This is a genomic window from Blautia sp. DFI.3.45 (genome assembly GCF_020593505.1).
Taxonomy (GTDB): domain Bacteria; phylum Bacillota; class Clostridia; order Lachnospirales; family Lachnospiraceae; genus Blautia_A; species Blautia_A wexlerae.
In genome coordinates, this window is the sequence record NZ_JAJDMI010000062.1 from 1 (window position 1) to 15549 (window position 15549).

The following is a 15549-nucleotide window of genomic DNA, read 5'->3' on the forward strand; positions in this document are numbered from 1 at the left end:
TAACATATTTAACTATGCAGAAAAAGCGGCTTGAAAAGCCGCTTTTTTCTACCTTCATCCATACCATTACTGGTACCGACTTGTGGTTCACTACACTTGGCGGTAAATACCCGTGACTGGACTTTCACCAGTAAGATTAGTGCCATGCTCGGCACACTAGAAAAAATGCCGTAACCCTTGTGGTTGCGGCATTTCTTTTCCTGTGATCGGCTCTTCTTTTTGTTTCCTTCGCTCTGTTGCCTACTTGTTACCTACCTGTTTGCCTATCTTGCCATTTTCAAGGCTTCTCACCGTGTCTCAAATTACTTTCTCATTTTTTGATCTAAACTAAGAAAAGTACCGCAGCCCTTGGAACTACGGTACTTTCTAGGTTTGTTGACTCTTTGATTAAAAAGGTTTGATTAGAACTTTCCAGCCTTAGCAGCTTCCTCAATGGAAACAGCTACTGCAACTGTCATACCAACCATCGGGTTGTTACCAGCGCCGATGAGACCCATCATCTCTACGTGAGCCGGTACAGAAGAAGAACCAGCGAACTGTGCATCAGAGTGCATACGTCCTAATGTATCTGTCATACCGTAGGAAGCTGGACCTGCTGCCATGTTGTCCGGGTGAAGTGTACGTCCTGTACCACCACCGGAAGCAACTGAGAAGTATTTCTTACCTGCTTCAAGACGTTCTTTCTTGTATGTACCTGCAACCGGATGCTGGAAACGTGTCGGGTTTGTGGAGTTACCTGTGATAGAAACGTCAACGTCTTCTTTCCACATGATAGCAACACCTTCCGGAACGCTGTTAGCGCCGTAGCAGTTAACTTTTGCACGAAGTCCTTCGGAGTATGCTTTTCTGAATACTTCTTTAACTTCGTTCTTGTATGGATCGTATTCTGTCTCTACATATGTAAAGCCGTTGATACGGGAGATGATCTGAGCAGCATCTTTACCAAGACCGTTCAGGATAACACGTAATGGTTTCTGACGAACTTTGTTAGCTTTCTCAGCGATACCGATAGCACCTTCAGCTGCTGCGAAGGACTCATGTCCAGCCAGGAAGCAGAAGCACTCTGTTTCTTCTTCAAGAAGCATCTTGCCAAGGTTACCATGTCCAAGACCTACTTTACGTGTATCAGCAACGGATCCAGGAATACAGAATGCCTGAAGTCCTTCACCGATAGCTGCTGCTGCATCTGCTGCTTTCTTACATCCTTTTTTGATTGCGATCGCAGCACCTACTGTGTATGCCCAGCAAGCGTTCTCAAAACAGATCGGCTGAATGCCTTTGATCTGATCGTAAACATTAAGACCTGCGTCTTTTGTGATTTTCTCAGCTTCTTCGATAGAAGCAATGCCATAGCTGTTTAAAACAGAATTGATCTTGTCAATTCGTCTCTCATATGATTCAAATAAAGCCATTTCCTGTTACCTCCTAAATTATTCTTTTCTTGGGTCGATAATTTTAACAGCGTCTGCAACACGGCCATACTGACCTTTTGCTTTTTCCCATGCAGTATTCGGGTCATCGCCTTTTTTGATGAAATCAGTCATTTTTCCAAGGCTTACGAACTGATATCCGATGATCTCATCATCTGCATCAAGAGCAATACCTGTTACATAACCTTCTGCCATTTCAAGGTAACGAGGTCCTTTTTTCAGAGTTCCATACATTGTACCAACCTGAGAACGAAGTCCTTTACCAAGGTCTTCAAGTCCAGCACCTACTGGAAGTCCTTCTTCTGAGAATGCAGACTGTGTACGTCCATAAACGATCTGAAGGAAGAGTTCTCTCATAGCTGTATTAATCGCATCACAAACTAAGTCAGTGTTCAGTGCCTCCATAACTGTAAGTCCCGGAAGAATCTCGGAAGCCATAGCTGCAGAGTGAGTCATACCTGAACATCCGATAGTCTCAACCAGCGCTTCCTGGATGATACCCTCTTTAACATTTAATGTAAGCTTGCAGGCACCCTGCTGTGGTGCACACCAGCCAACACCGTGTGTAAGACCGGAAATGTCTTTGACTTCTTTTGCCTGTACCCATTTAGCTTCTTCTGGGATTGGAGCGGCGCCATGATGAACGCCCTGTGCAACTGGGCACATTTCTTCTACTTCGCGTGAATAAATCATTGTAAAACTCCTTTCAAGTATAGATTAACTTCATGTTGTTATACTCTCCACTGTACAGAACTGCTGAATGAACTGCACAGGATAAAACTCCGATGTCTGCTGAATGACTTCAGAGGAGTATGCCTAACAACCTAGTGTTATTTTCTCACAAAAGTGCTGATTCGTCCAGTCATAAATTGTAAAATTTTTAACCATCTTTGATTTTTTTGTGGTAAAATAGTTCTAATTTCTATTAATGAAAGGATTTCTATTATGACAACAAAGTTACCTGCTTCCTTTCTCCCTGCAAAATTTCAGGTTCTGAGCGGAAGCGCTTTAAAATTAATTGCCATCACCCTGATGCTGATTGACCATACCGGCTTAATGATCCTGTATAATTATCCTGCCACAACTGCAACCCTTTTCAGTTTCGGCGGCGTGGATTACAGCTGGTATCGGATTTTCCGGGATATCGGCAGGGCCGCTTTTCCAATTTTCTGTTTTCTGTTAGTGGAAGGATTTCTGCATACACATAACCGTAAGAAATATGGCCTGAATCTGTTTCTATTTGCATGTATCTCTGAGATTCCATGGAACTTCATGTTTACCAACACCTGGAGATATGAAAAACAGAATGTATTTTTCACCCTGTTTCTGGGATACCTGGCATTCTGTGCCCTGGAATACTTCTGGGATAATCAGAAAATGCAGCTTGTCTGCGTGCTGGCACTGCTGACTGTCTCTGTGTTTCTGAAGGCAGATTACGGATGGCGGGGATTTGTATTCCTGCTGATCATGTACTGGTTCCGCAACGATAAAACCGCCCAGGCGATCATCGGAAGCTGCTGGCTTTACTATGAATGGAAAGCCTGCTTTGCTTTTCTTTCCATTAATATGTACAATGGTGAACGTGGATTTGTAAAAGGAAAATTTCTGAAATATGTTTTTTACTGGTTTTATCCGGTGCACATTATCATTCTGGTAATCCTGAGAAAACTTTTATTTCATATGTAATATCAGGTACAACAAATATCTTCTATATCAGACAGACATAAAAATATAAAAGGGCAGGCTGTATGACTGAAATAATATCCTTCATACAACCTGCCTCTTCTATCCTTTGAATTATCTTCTAAAAATACCTTGTCAAACGGATATTCGCAATCCCCTTCGCTACTTGATTCGGTTAAATCATTTCTTTTCTGCAACTTCTGTTTTTGACTTATAAATGTGATTTGCAGGTACGCAGCCTCTTACTGAGGAAAGTGGATAAATATTGCAGCAGCGTCCGATCACAGTTCCGGGATTTAATACAGAACCGCAGCCCACTTCTACGTTATCTCCAAGCATTGCGCCGAATTTCTTCAGACCTGTTTCAATCTTCTCGTCACCGTCTTTTACAACTACCAGTTTCTTGTCAGATTTTACATTGGAACAGATGGAACCTGCACCCATATGGGATTTGTAGCCGAGAACTGCATCGCCTACATAATTGTAGTGCGGAACCTGTACCTTGTTGAAAAGTACCGCATTCTTTAATTCCGTAGAATTACCTACTACTGCACCCTCACCTATAATTGCTTTTCCGCGTATAAATGCACAGTGGCGTACTTCTGCTTCTTTACCTATGATGACCGGACCGTTGATGCAGGCTGTAGGTGCTACTTTGGCACTCTTGGCGATCCATACATCTTCTGACGGGTGGTCGTATTCTTCTTCACTTAAGGTCTGTCCCAGTTTCAGAATGAAATCTCCGATCTCCGGTAATACTTCCCATGGATATGTTTTTCCTTCAAATAAATCCTTTGCGATTGTTTCGTTCAGATCCAGAAGGTTTGCAATTGTAAAATCTTTTAACATAATATTTTCCTCTTTTCTCTCGCTATGATGACATGTTTTCTTTTATCTGTCACAAATACACACTACTTTGAAGCAGACGGCTTTCTGCAGGTACGTGATCGTCCCGCTGCGGACGTTGATCTGCCTGTTGTTTTCGCACTGTTTTTTTCAAATGAATCCTTATAATTCACTGCTGCAGCATCAAAGAACTGTCTCAGATATGGCTGGATATTGCTGTCCTCCACCTGTCTGGTGCGAAGGCGCACAAAATGTTCCAGCTTATCCATATATTCCTGTTCTGTAATACTGCCCTCTGCCACATAATTCAGTCCTTTTTCCCAGCTTGCAGTCAGTTCCGGGTTCAGAAGCTGTCTGATGGAGCAGTTTACCACATCAAAGATCATCTCTCCAAGAAGGGTTGGAGTGATCACCTGGGTTTTCTTATTGAGTGCCAGATATTTGATATTGCACAGTTTCTTAAGAATTTCCGCTCTGGTGGCACTGGTTCCGATTCCGCAGCTTTTAATCTGGGCACGAAGCTCTTCGTCCTCGATCAGCTGACCTGCATTCTCCATTGCAAGAATCATAGAACCGGAATTATAACGCTTTGGCGGCGATGTCTCGCCCTCTTTGATACTCAGACTGTCCACAGAGAGTATATCACCTTTTTTCAGGTTCTGCAATGCGGCAAGAAGTCTGGTATCACACGCCATATCCTCAGCCGAATCATCAGCTTTGTTCCCGCCGTTTTTTCCTGTATCCGGATCTTCCTCTTCACTTCCCTCATTGCCGGCTGCGCCGGCTCTGTTTCCACCACTCATGGCATCTGCTGCTTTTCGCTTCGCAAAAGAATTTGTGGCAACTTTTAAGTACCCTTCATCCAGCAGTACTTTAAATGAAGAAAAGAAGCTCTCATTCTGAATTTTTGTCACAAGACTGATCTTCTGATATACTGCAGGAGGATAAAAAATACATACAAACCTTCTGACAATGGTCTCATATACACGCTGCGCAGTAAGAGAAACACTTCTCAATGCGTTTAAGCCCTGGCCTGTGGGTACGATTGCATAATGGTCTGTGATCTGCTTATCATTAACATATCTGGTCTTTGCCAGATTTTTGTAATTTCCCTGTTCAATAATGTGCTGTGCGATCTCTGCTGTATGTTCATAATTACGCAGCCCGGAGATATTCTTATAAATCTCCTTTGCTGCCGCAGTAGACAATACACGGGCATCTGTTCTGGGATAAGTGACCAGTTTCTTTTCATACAGTTCCTGTACGATTTTTAATGTCTCATCCGGGCTAATCTTGAACAGCTTGGAACACACATTCTGAAGCTCCGCCAGGTTAAATAAAAGTGGCGGATTCCTGTTCTCTTTTTTCCGCTCGATTTTCTCTACTGTACATTGCAACGGCTGACTCACAGACAGCTCCTGTATCAGTTTTTCAGCATAGGCTTTCTCTTTAAATCCGTTCTCTTTATACAGATAAGGAGTCTGGAAATATCTGCTGCCTTCCACAGCTCTCCACTCTCCCTCAAAGTTTTCTCCCTCAAGGGCAATGCTGCTGAGTACGCGATAAAACGGAGTTTTCACAAATGCACGGATCTCGCGCTCTCTTCGCACTACCATTCCAAGTACACAGGTCATAACCCGTCCTACGGAAATGGCCTGATATTTCGTATTTAAATAATTTGACACACTGTTTCCATAACGCAGTGTCAGTATACGGGAAAAATTAATTCCCATGAGATAGTCTTCTTTCGCCCGAAGATAGGCTGAAGCAGAAAGATTGTCATATGCCGACAGATCTTTTGCCTCTCTGATTCCTCTCATGATCTCTTCTTCTGTCTGAGAGTCGATCCAGACCCTCTTTTCTTTTTTTCCATGAACACCTGCCATCTGTGCCACCAGACGGTAAATGTATTCCCCCTCACGTCCGGAGTCGGTACACACGTAAATGGTGTCCACATCCTCACGGTTAAGCAGTCCTTTGACAATCTCAAACTGCTTCTGCACTCCGGGGATCACTTCATATTTAAATTCGCGCGGCAAAAAAGGCAGGGTATCTAAACTCCACCTTTTATATTTGATATCATATTTTTCCGGGTAGCTCATGGTGACCAGGTGTCCCACACACCAGGTCACCACGCTGTCCTGAGATTCCAGGTAGCCATCCCGTCTTTGTCCGTTGATTTTCAAAGCTTTTGCGAATTCCTGTGCCACACTGGGCTTTTCGGCTATGTATAAAGCTTTTGACATATTATTTATCTGCACTCATCTTTCTGAGCGGCCATGCCAGCAACAGGGCACCGCCCACCATATTTCCTAAAGTTACTACTACCATGCTCTTTACCATGGCTCCAAGGGATAATCCAGGTACCAGACAGTATGCGGTAACAAAGATTCCCATGTTTGCGATGCAGTGCTCAAATCCGCTTACAACGAATCCTGAGATACACATAACGATCATCAGGAATCTTCCTGCATCACTCTTTAATTTCATACCACAGAGCACACCAAGACAGACGAAGAAATTACAGAGTACTGCTCTGAAAAACATCTGTCCGAGCGGAACACTCAGCTTGTTTCCGATAAATCCTGCAAAATAATCTGCTGTTCCGGACGCTCCGGCCCATACAAACAGCAATGCTAAAATTGCACATCCGACAAAGTTTCCAAGGTAGCTTACGCCCCATACCTTACCTGCCTCTTTCCAGCTCACCTGTTTATCATAGGCTCCGAACGCCATTACCATATTGTTTCCTGTAAAAAGTTCGCCGCCTACGAAGCTGATCAGAAGCACTGCAATGGAGAATACTAATGCCCCCACAAATTTTCCCCATTCAGGCATGGTCTTGGAGAATACGTTTCCAACTACATTACTGTAGATCATGGCCACATCAATAAAAAAACCCGCCATGATCGCACGTATGAAGTACTTGAAAAAGTTGGTATTCACCAGGTTACTCTTGGCTTTCGCCGCATTTGACACTTTCTGTACATCTTCGTAATTCATAACTACACCTCCGCAATGTATTTTATTGAGAACATTATATCACCTGAATATCTGTTTCACAACCGAAATCGTCAAACAATTCAAGAATATTCATCAGATTTGTAGTTACTGTTCACACACCACTATCCCGCGAGGTGTTTTGGCATGAATATGCCAAAATCCCGAGACATACAAGCCAAAATTCCATTGCCGCAGGCAATCTGGAATGAATTTTGGCTACGTTACTGTGAACAGAGTGAACAGTAACGATTTGTAATTATGTTCCATTATATTCGAAGATTTTTATAGCAATTCCATAAACTAATGCATTCAAGACAGTTCGGCAGAGCGCAAAAGACAAGAAAGATCTCCGCAGGCGTGCAGAGCATGTCTGAAAGTAAAGCTGATTTTTTTATTCAAATACAACTGCTTTATCCTGCAATTCTGTTACATATCCGATAACACCGCCGAAGATATCCATACCTGCAAGCTCTTCTGCAAGGGCATCAGCTTCTTCTGCCGGTACTGCAAGCAGAAGTCCGCCGGATGTCTGCGGATCAAATACCAGATCCTCCATCCAGAGTTCCTTAATCTCACTTCGTACTTCATCGCCTGCGAAGTCACGATTTCTGTATGCACCTTCAGGAATCAGCCCCATCTGTGCATACTCTTCAACACCCTCAATGATCGGAAGTTTCTCAGACTGGATCACCAGGGTTTTCCGGCTGCCTTTTGCCATTTCCAGACTGTGACCTGCAAGACTGAATCCTGTTACGTCGGTGCAGCTGTGGATCGTGTATTTAGATGCAATCTCTGCTGCATATTTGTTCAGCTTCGCCATGATTTTCTGAACTCTCTCAATTTCTTCCTGAGACGCCATTTCTGCCTTAATGGCAGTGTTAAGGATTCCACAGCCCAGCGGTTTGGTAAGAATAAGGATGTCTCCTTCTTCTGCGCCGTAATTTTTCCACATTTTGTCCGGATGCACATAACCAGTTACACAGAGTCCGTATTTCGGTTCTTTATCATTGATAGTATGCCCGCCTGCAAGGACTGCTCCGGCTTCCATGACCTTATCTGCACCGCCGCGCAGAATCTGCTCCAGTACTTCCGGACCAAGGCAGTTTGGAAATGCTACCACATTTAATGCCAGTTTCGGAACACCGCCCATTGCATAGACATCACTCAGTGCATTGGCTGCTGCGATCTGCCCGTACATATACGGATCATCCACTACTGGCGGAAAAAAGTCTACTGTATGGATCATTGCCAGTTCATCATTAATCTTGTATACTGCTGCATCATCTGATGTCTCCGGACCTACCAGAAGCATCGGATCTGTAAATTTCGGAAGTTTGCCTACTACCTGTGCCAGAACCTTCGGGCCAATCTTAGCACCGCATCCGGCTGCACTGGCAAGCTGTGTAAGACGCACTTCATTTTTTTTCATTTCATTTCCCATAAGTCAGTTCACCCCAATTGATCTCCATATTCAGAATCTCCTCGTAACTGTTCAATACTTTCGTTACTGTAAACGGAGTGAACAGTAACGTACTTTCACAGCCGACAGACTGCCAAATAGTTACATATCTTCTATAACAAGAGATTCAGTGCTATCATTGTATCATGTTTTCACATATCCGTCAAAATGTGAACCGTTTACCATATATCAGGTGTTCCTATAAATCTTTCCATTTTACGCAAGAATCCTATAAATCTTTTCATATTCCAGATCCTGTTCCTTCATATAGGAAGCTGTTTCTTCTTCGTTCTGTTCCCCACATTTCCACGCAAGGCCGCAGGAAGCTGATATTTCTCTTGGCACAGGGATCAGTCTGCCTGTAAATTTGTTTTTCTTACATTCCCTTTCCATGGCAATTGCCTGAGTGGTAGTTTCAAAAGTCACCACTGTTGTCAGAACTTTTTCTTTCATAATCCGTCGTGTCCTCATAAAAAGAGGCACCGTTACCGGCACCTCTTTTATTATTTTCTATAAATTATTTCGCCTGGATATATCCTTTTGCTTTTAAGGTTTCAGCACAGAGAACTGCTCCGCCTGCTGCACCTCTGACTGTATTGTGGGAAAGTCCTACGAATTTCCAGTCATATACGGTGTCTTCACGAAGACGTCCTACAGATACGCCCATGCCATGTTCGAAGTTTACATCCTCTGTAACCTGCGGACGGTTGTCCTCTTCCAGATACTGAATGAACTGCTTCGGAGCACTTGGAAGTTCTAATTCCTGTGGAAGTCCCTTGAACTCTACTAATGCTTTGATAAGCTGCTCTTTAGTAGGATTCTTACGGAATTTAACGAATACAGCTGCTGTATGTCCGTTCAGTACCGGTACACGGATACACTGGCATGTAATAACCGGTTCTGTAGCAGGTTTGATTACACCGTCTTCTACTTTACCCCAGATTCTTAATGGCTCTTTCTCGCTCTTCTCTTCCTCGCCGCCGATGTATGGGATGATGTTTCCAACCATTTCCGGCCAGTCCTTAAATGTCTTACCTGCTCCGGAGATTGCCTGATATGTAGTAGCAACTACTTCATATGGCTCGAACTCTTTCCATGCAGTTAATACAGGAGCATAACTCTGGATAGAGCAGTTTGGTTTAACAGCGATAAATCCGCGTGTTGTTCCAAGACGTTTCTTCTGGGATTCGATTACATCGAAGTGTTCCGGATTGATTTCCGGCACTACCATCGGTACATCCGGTGTCCATCTGTGAGCACTGTTGTTGGAAACAACCGGTGTCTCTGTCTTAGCATATTCTTCTTCGATCTTCTTGATCTCTTCTTTTGACATATCTACAGCAGAGAATACGAAATCAACTGTTGCAGCAACCTTCTCTACTTCGTTTACGTTCATAACAACAAGATTCTTGACACCCTCCGGCATTGGAGTATCCATTTTCCATCTTCCGCCAACTGCCTCTTCGTATGTCTTTCCTGCACTTCTCGGACTTGCAGCTACAGTTACAACTTCAAACCATGGATGATTCTCAAGCAGAGAGATAAATCTCTGACCTACCATACCTGTAGCACCTAAAATACCGACTCTAAGCTTTTCACTCATAATATCTTTCTCCTCTTTATCTTCTGCCCGCGTCTCTACCCTTGCGCGGACATTTTTATCCAGGTGTCCTTATATTACGTACATCTGTCTTTCTTGTACATACTATAACAAACCAAAATAAATTGCAAGCATTTTTTTAATTTTCTTCCAGATATTTTTTGTTCTCAGCGATCACTTTCTCCATCACGTCAGGTCCCGGTGCACCGATGGTCATACGTTTTTCCACACAGGTTTTCATACTGATCGCTTCGTAAATATCGTTCTCGAATACCGGGCTGATGGCTTTATATTCTTCAAGAGGAAGTTCATCCAGAGAAATCCCTTTATCAATACAGGTAAGCACCAGACGGCCTACAATGCCGTGTGCATCGCGGAAAGGTACTCCATGATTTACCAGATAATCGGCTGCATCTGTAGCATTTGTAAAGCCATTCTTTGCACTTGCTTCCATATTCTGTTTGTTGAACTGCATAGTGGAGATCATGCCCGTGAAAAGGGCAAGACATCCTTTTACAGTGTCAATGGCATCAAATGTAAGTTCTTTGTCTTCCTGCATATCTTTGTTGTATGCAAGAGGGATTCCTTTCATGGTTGTAAGGATAGATGTTAATGCCCCGTATACACGTCCTGTTTTTCCTCTTACAAGTTCTGCGATATCCGGGTTCTTTTTCTGAGGCATGATACTGCTGCCTGTGCTGTAGGCATCGTCTATCTCTACGAAGCGGTATTCATTGGAGTTCCACATAATGATTTCTTCGCAGAAACGGCTCATGTGCATCATAATTGTGGAGAATGCGGACAGAAGCTCAATCACATAGTCTCTGTCTGATACAGAGTCCATGCTGTTTCTGGTCGGGCCGTCGAAACCGAGAAGCTGTGCTGTATATTCTCTGTCAAGCGGGTAGGTGGTTCCTGCCAGTGCGCCTGCACCCAGAGGACAGGTGTTCATTCTCTTACGGATATCTGCAAGTCTGCTTCTGTCACGTACAAACATTTCAAAGTATGCGCCTACGTGGTGAGCCAGTGTGACCGGCTGCGCTTTCTGGAGGTGTGTGAAGCCTGGCATGTATGTGTGGACATTCTCTTCCATGATCTTCTGAAGTGCTTCGAGAAGTTTCTTTACCAGTTCGTCTGTCTCGTCAATCTCATCTCTTACATAGAGTTTCATGTCAAGGGCTACCTGGTCGTTACGGCTTCTTCCTGTGTGAAGTTTCTTGCCTGCATCACCGATTCTGTCGATAAGGTTTGCTTCGACAAAGCTGTGGATATCTTCATATTCGGATGTGATTTCGAGTTTGCCGGATCTTACATCTGCAAGGATTCCGTCAAGACCTGCTTCGATCTGATCTTTTTCTTCTGCTGTCAGGATCCCCTGTCTGGCGAGCATTGCTACGTGTGCTTTGCTGCCTCTGATGTCCTGCTCATAGAATTTCTGGTCAAAAGAGATGGATGCGTTGAAGTTATATACAAGTTTGTCTGTTTCTTTTGTGAAACGTCCGCCCCAAAGCTGTGCCATTGTGTTATTCCTCGTTTCTTCTTTATTTTTGGTATTATTGCTTTTACGTGTTAGTGTAACATATTTTTTCAGTATTGCAAAGTAGTTAGTTTGGAATCATTCAAAAGGTACGTGAAGAAAAAGAAGGTGTGTTGGGGCTTAGTTTCGGAACCCTGTAATTCTAAGGCATTCGGGAATCTGCTAAAACCATGAGCCGCCCTCTCAAACTCGCTCCGTTGCAAACTTCGCTCAGACACGTGAGACGGTCGGCTCATAACGCAGATTCCCGAATACCAAGAATTACAAGAACCCTCAAATGCACCCCAACACACCTTCTTTTTCTTCACTGGGTATTGGCTATATGTTACATAATTGTGGTTACTGCTTTATTTTCTGTTTTCAGCCTCTCTTCGGGAATAGACGCAACCGCAGTAGTTCTGACGGTAGAGGTCGTATTCGTGGGATAGTTCGATGGAACGTTTGTAGCCGTTTTTTTTCTTGAAGTCAGATGGGAGGTGTTGGACGTGGTAGATTTCTGCCAGTTCTTCACCGATTTCGTTGATCTTGGCTGCGTTTTTCAGAGGGCTGATGGAAAGGGTGGTGGTAAAATAGTCATAGCCGCCCTCTTCTGCCAGTTTTGCTGCTTCTTCCATGCGGAGACGGTAGCATTTGAAGCAGCGTTCGCCACCTTCGGGTACGTCTTCGAGGCCTTTTGCCATCTGGAAGAATTCCTGCGGGTCGTAGTGACCCTCTATCAGTTTGACAGGGTGTTCAAATTCCATGGAGTTTACAAGACGGGTAATTTCATGGACTCGTTTGCGATATTCTTCTTCCGGGTAGATGTTTGGGTTGTAGTAGAATACTGTGATGTTGAAATATTTCGACAAGTATTCCAGTACGTAACTGCTGCAGGGTGCACAGCAGCTGTGGAGAAACAGGCTTGGGATCTTGTTATCTTTTTGCGCCTGATCTATAAGTTTTTCCAGTTCTTTCTGATAGTTTCGTTTATTCAACAGTATTATTATATCCTTTCTGCATCTTCACAAATGCTTTTTATTATCTTTTAATAAAATGCGAATACCTGTTCAGGTATTCTCTATTGTGCCTTCGTAATGATTCTTTGTATTTTTTAACTTCCTGCACTCTCCTATTCGTTCGCCCATTTTTACGATAGTCTCATATCCCTCTTCTGTATTCTCGATCAGATCATAGTCGATACGGACTTTTCCCGGCTGGATGAGGAGGATTATTGTGGAACCTCCGAATTCGAAGTTGCCTTTTTCCTGGCCTTTCTTTACTGTGGCAGGATTTTTATGGAGATTTGTGATTTTTCCTACCATCATGGCGCCTACTTCCATCATGAGGATGGTTCCGAATTGTTTTGTTTTCAGCAGAGTGTATTCTCTGGCGTTTTCTTTGTAGATGGGATATACATCGTTTGCTGCAGGATTCACTGTGTGGAAAACGCCGGGCAGAGTTACATTCGTGGATTTTCTTCCATCTGCCACATAGCAGTAATGATGATAGTCATCTACTGTCAGTCTGAAAATCAGCGCATAGCCGCCTGTGTATCTCTCGGCAATTGCCTTATTCTTCAGAAGCTGTCCTGCTGTATATTCTGTATCTTTGATGCTGAAACGTGAGTCTGAGCTGATCCTGTGTACGGAAAGTTTTCCGTCACAGGGGCTGATCAGGATGTTTTCGCGCATATCGATCGGGCGTTCTTCTTTTCGGATGCGCCTTATAAAGAAGTCATTCCATGAAGAGAAGTTCTGTTTTTCGTAAATGCTCAGGTCAATCTTGTTGTTTTTTACAAAATCCGGTACAAATCTGGCAGAAAGTCTGGTGTTAAGCAGGACTCCCGCTGCCTTTGACACGAAAGGTCTGATCAGGAGTTTCAGGCAGAGTCTGCCACCCCGGTCATTATATAAATGCCGCAGGAATTTATCCTGCTCATTCTCTTCAATCGTGATATTTCCTTTTCTGTCAATATACTTCATTCGTATCTTCCCTCCATAAAAGTATAACCGCAGCCTCCCCGTTTCCCGGGAACCGCTGCGGCCAGTCAACAGTTATATTTATTTTATATCAAACGGAACATCTTCGCAAGTGCAAGTGCCACGACTGCAACCAGCAGGATACGTACCGGATTCTGAGGTTTTTTTACCTTGATATCCAGAATAAAAAGCAGTCCCACGATAATCACTGCAATATGTATCACAATCAGGAAATAGAGTCCGCAATATCTTCTCATCAGATAAAGGAACGGCAGGATGATCGCCATGGATGTGATCGGAAGCCCCTGATAATACTGTCTGTTCTCAGAAGTCTCATTCTGTCTCTTTGCTTCTGAAACATTAAAATATGCAAGGCGGATGACAGATGCCACACTGTAAAAAATAAGCGCCCCAATCCCCGCCGATGTATTCACACCCAGACAGTAACAGATCATTGCCGGAAAAATACCAAAGCAGACCACATCACATAAGGAATCGATCTGAATCCCGAAATTCTTCTCATCATCCGTACGGTTCTTCTTTGTTCTGGCTATCTTTCCGTCAAACATATCACACAGTCCGGAAAGCGCCAGACAGAAAATCGCAACCTTAAAATCCCCCTCCAGAGCCCTGGTAATTCCAAATACGGAAATTCCCAGACTTATATAAGTCAATATTACCGTATAATCATAAATTCCTAAAAACATATTTTCTCCCCCTACTTTTCTTCTTGTTCTTTTCTTCCTATTATGAAATACGCCACACAGGTCATCACTGCACTGATAAGCATCTGTGCATAATAGGAAATTCCTCTGCTGAGCAGCATTGCAGGAAGTAATGCTTCTCCGAAAACCGGTGCAAACATCACCAGATAAAGAGACTCACTGATTCCCATTCCTCCGGGTAAAGGCAGCATATCAACAGAGACAGATATGACAGACTGCAAAATCGTAAGGGTTATAATGGAATATCCATGAAATCCCAGCGAACGGTATACCCAGTATGTAACTGTAAATAACAAAATCCTCTGCACCATAGTGATCAGTAACACTTTCAGGATCACCAGCTTGTGACTTGCCCAGAAAGCCGCAGTTTCATGATACTGGTCCATAGACGCTTCCAGTTTCTCAAGCCGGGTTGTCTTTGGCTTAAGGAAACGGAAATGTTCAATAAGTTTCAGACCTTTTACCATGATCCATTTCGCCAGTCCAGGTGCAAATACAAGGATCATCATGAAAGTAACGCAGAAAATATTCAGACCTACACCCAGGTAAAACACCCACATGTACTGGCCAAGATATCCTTCCAGAAAGCCTCTGCCAAAAATCCAGATTACAATTCCGATCACTACCAGAACCGCTTTATAAGTAATTGTGACAATCATCAGGACCAGCGTAGTGACAGGAATCGGAAGTTTGTCCTTTTTCATAAAATAAATCTGCATTGGCTGTCCGCCGGATGCAGACGGTGTGATACAGCTGAAAAAGAATCCCACAAAAGAATACAGAGCACAATGCCCCATCTTTACTTTTGCTCCGAGAGTCCGCATCATATAGAAAATAATTACAGACTCGCCAAGTATGAACAGTACCACACAAACCACACTGACCAGTAAGTAAACCGGATCTGCCTGCCGTACTGTATGAATAATCTCTCCCAGATCCTCTCCCTTAAATACCATATATACGGTAATGGAAAATATAAGGATCAGAAAAATGGTGTTAAATATTGCTTTCTTTTTGTTTCTCATTTGCTTACACTTTCTTATACATTTTTTTACAGCATTCGTCTGATTTCTATACCCAATTCATGTATGTCACAGTGTCTGATATATGTATATTTCTGATATGAAACACATAGTAAACAGTAACGTATTCCTTACAGAACATTTGCCCTCAAATACTATAGCAGCAAAAATACTATAGTCTATCTATTATATCATACCCTGACATTTCTGCATATCATAAATTATGAAAATATTCGTTACTGTTCACTCCGTTCACAGTAACGTAGCCAAAATTCATTCCAGATTG

The 15549-nt window shown here is 43.2% G+C and carries 14 protein-coding genes; 1 reads left to right on the forward strand and 13 read right to left on the reverse strand.

What is annotated here, in order from left to right; all coding sequences use genetic code 11:
* Window positions 1-401: 401 nt before the first annotated feature.
* Window positions 402-1412, reverse strand: a complete 1011-nt coding sequence (locus LJE09_RS15410) for a GGGtGRT protein (protein ID WP_008707497.1) — start codon at window positions 1410-1412, stop codon at window positions 402-404.
* 18 nt (window positions 1413-1430) lie between these two features.
* Window positions 1431-2123, reverse strand: coding sequence for an iron-sulfur cluster assembly scaffold protein (locus LJE09_RS15415; protein WP_008707498.1), 693 nt, complete (start codon window positions 2121-2123; stop codon window positions 1431-1433).
* Window positions 2124-2375: 252 nt separating this feature from the next.
* On the opposite strand from LJE09_RS15415, the gene LJE09_RS15420 reads away from it, so the two are divergent.
* The gene (locus tag LJE09_RS15420; RefSeq protein ID WP_118409288.1) at window positions 2376-3116 is read left to right on the forward strand and encodes a TraX family protein; all 741 of its coding nucleotides are present in this window, start codon (window positions 2376-2378) and stop codon (window positions 3114-3116) included.
* Between the two features lie 177 nt (window positions 3117-3293).
* Here LJE09_RS15420 and LJE09_RS15425 read toward each other — a convergent pair whose 3' ends face one another.
* The 11 genes from LJE09_RS15425 to LJE09_RS15475 form a co-directional block, all read right to left on the reverse strand.
* Window positions 3294-3962 (reverse strand): UDP-N-acetylglucosamine pyrophosphorylase, encoded by a 669-nt coding sequence (locus tag LJE09_RS15425; RefSeq protein ID WP_025577253.1) that lies wholly within the window; start codon window positions 3960-3962, stop codon window positions 3294-3296.
* A 62-nt stretch (window positions 3963-4024) separates the two neighbouring features.
* Entirely contained in the window at window positions 4025-6205 is a 2181-nt protein-coding gene (locus LJE09_RS15430; protein ID WP_227311530.1) for a DNA topoisomerase, read from the reverse strand.
* A 1-nt stretch (window position 6206) separates the two neighbouring features.
* Entirely contained in the window at window positions 6207-6962 is a 756-nt protein-coding gene (locus tag LJE09_RS15435; protein ID WP_118409286.1) for a formate/nitrite transporter family protein, read from the reverse strand.
* Window positions 6963-7353: 391 nt separating this feature from the next.
* The gene (gene selD, locus LJE09_RS15440; RefSeq protein ID WP_008707503.1) at window positions 7354-8391 is read right to left on the reverse strand and encodes a selenide, water dikinase SelD; all 1038 of its coding nucleotides are present in this window, start codon (window positions 8389-8391) and stop codon (window positions 7354-7356) included.
* 246 nt (window positions 8392-8637) lie between these two features.
* Window positions 8638-8874: a DUF3343 domain-containing protein gene (locus LJE09_RS15445; protein ID WP_008707504.1), complete on the reverse strand. Its 237-nt coding sequence runs from the start codon at window positions 8872-8874 to the stop codon at window positions 8638-8640.
* Between the two features lie 64 nt (window positions 8875-8938).
* Window positions 8939-10024, reverse strand: coding sequence for an aspartate-semialdehyde dehydrogenase (gene asd / locus LJE09_RS15450; protein WP_008707510.1), 1086 nt, complete (start codon window positions 10022-10024; stop codon window positions 8939-8941).
* A gap of 136 nt (window positions 10025-10160) precedes the next feature.
* The gene (argH, locus tag LJE09_RS15455) at window positions 10161-11540 is read right to left on the reverse strand and encodes an argininosuccinate lyase (protein WP_008707514.1); all 1380 of its coding nucleotides are present in this window, start codon (window positions 11538-11540) and stop codon (window positions 10161-10163) included.
* A gap of 365 nt (window positions 11541-11905) precedes the next feature.
* Window positions 11906-12535, reverse strand: a complete 630-nt coding sequence (locus tag LJE09_RS15460) for an epoxyqueuosine reductase QueH (protein WP_118330344.1) — start codon at window positions 12533-12535, stop codon at window positions 11906-11908.
* 69 nt (window positions 12536-12604) lie between these two features.
* Window positions 12605-13519 carry a phosphatidylserine decarboxylase gene (locus LJE09_RS15465; RefSeq protein WP_120062483.1) on the reverse strand — a complete coding sequence of 305 codons (915 nt, stop codon included), beginning with the start codon at window positions 13517-13519 and terminating at the stop codon, window positions 12605-12607.
* Window positions 13520-13602: 83 nt separating this feature from the next.
* On the reverse strand, window positions 13603-14223 hold the full coding sequence (locus LJE09_RS15470; protein WP_020993691.1) for a CDP-alcohol phosphatidyltransferase family protein: 621 nt from the start codon (window positions 14221-14223) through the stop codon (window positions 13603-13605).
* 11 nt (window positions 14224-14234) lie between these two features.
* Window positions 14235-15266 carry a lysylphosphatidylglycerol synthase transmembrane domain-containing protein gene (locus LJE09_RS15475; protein ID WP_008707518.1) on the reverse strand — a complete coding sequence of 344 codons (1032 nt, stop codon included), beginning with the start codon at window positions 15264-15266 and terminating at the stop codon, window positions 14235-14237.
* Window positions 15267-15549: the final 283 nt, after the last annotated feature.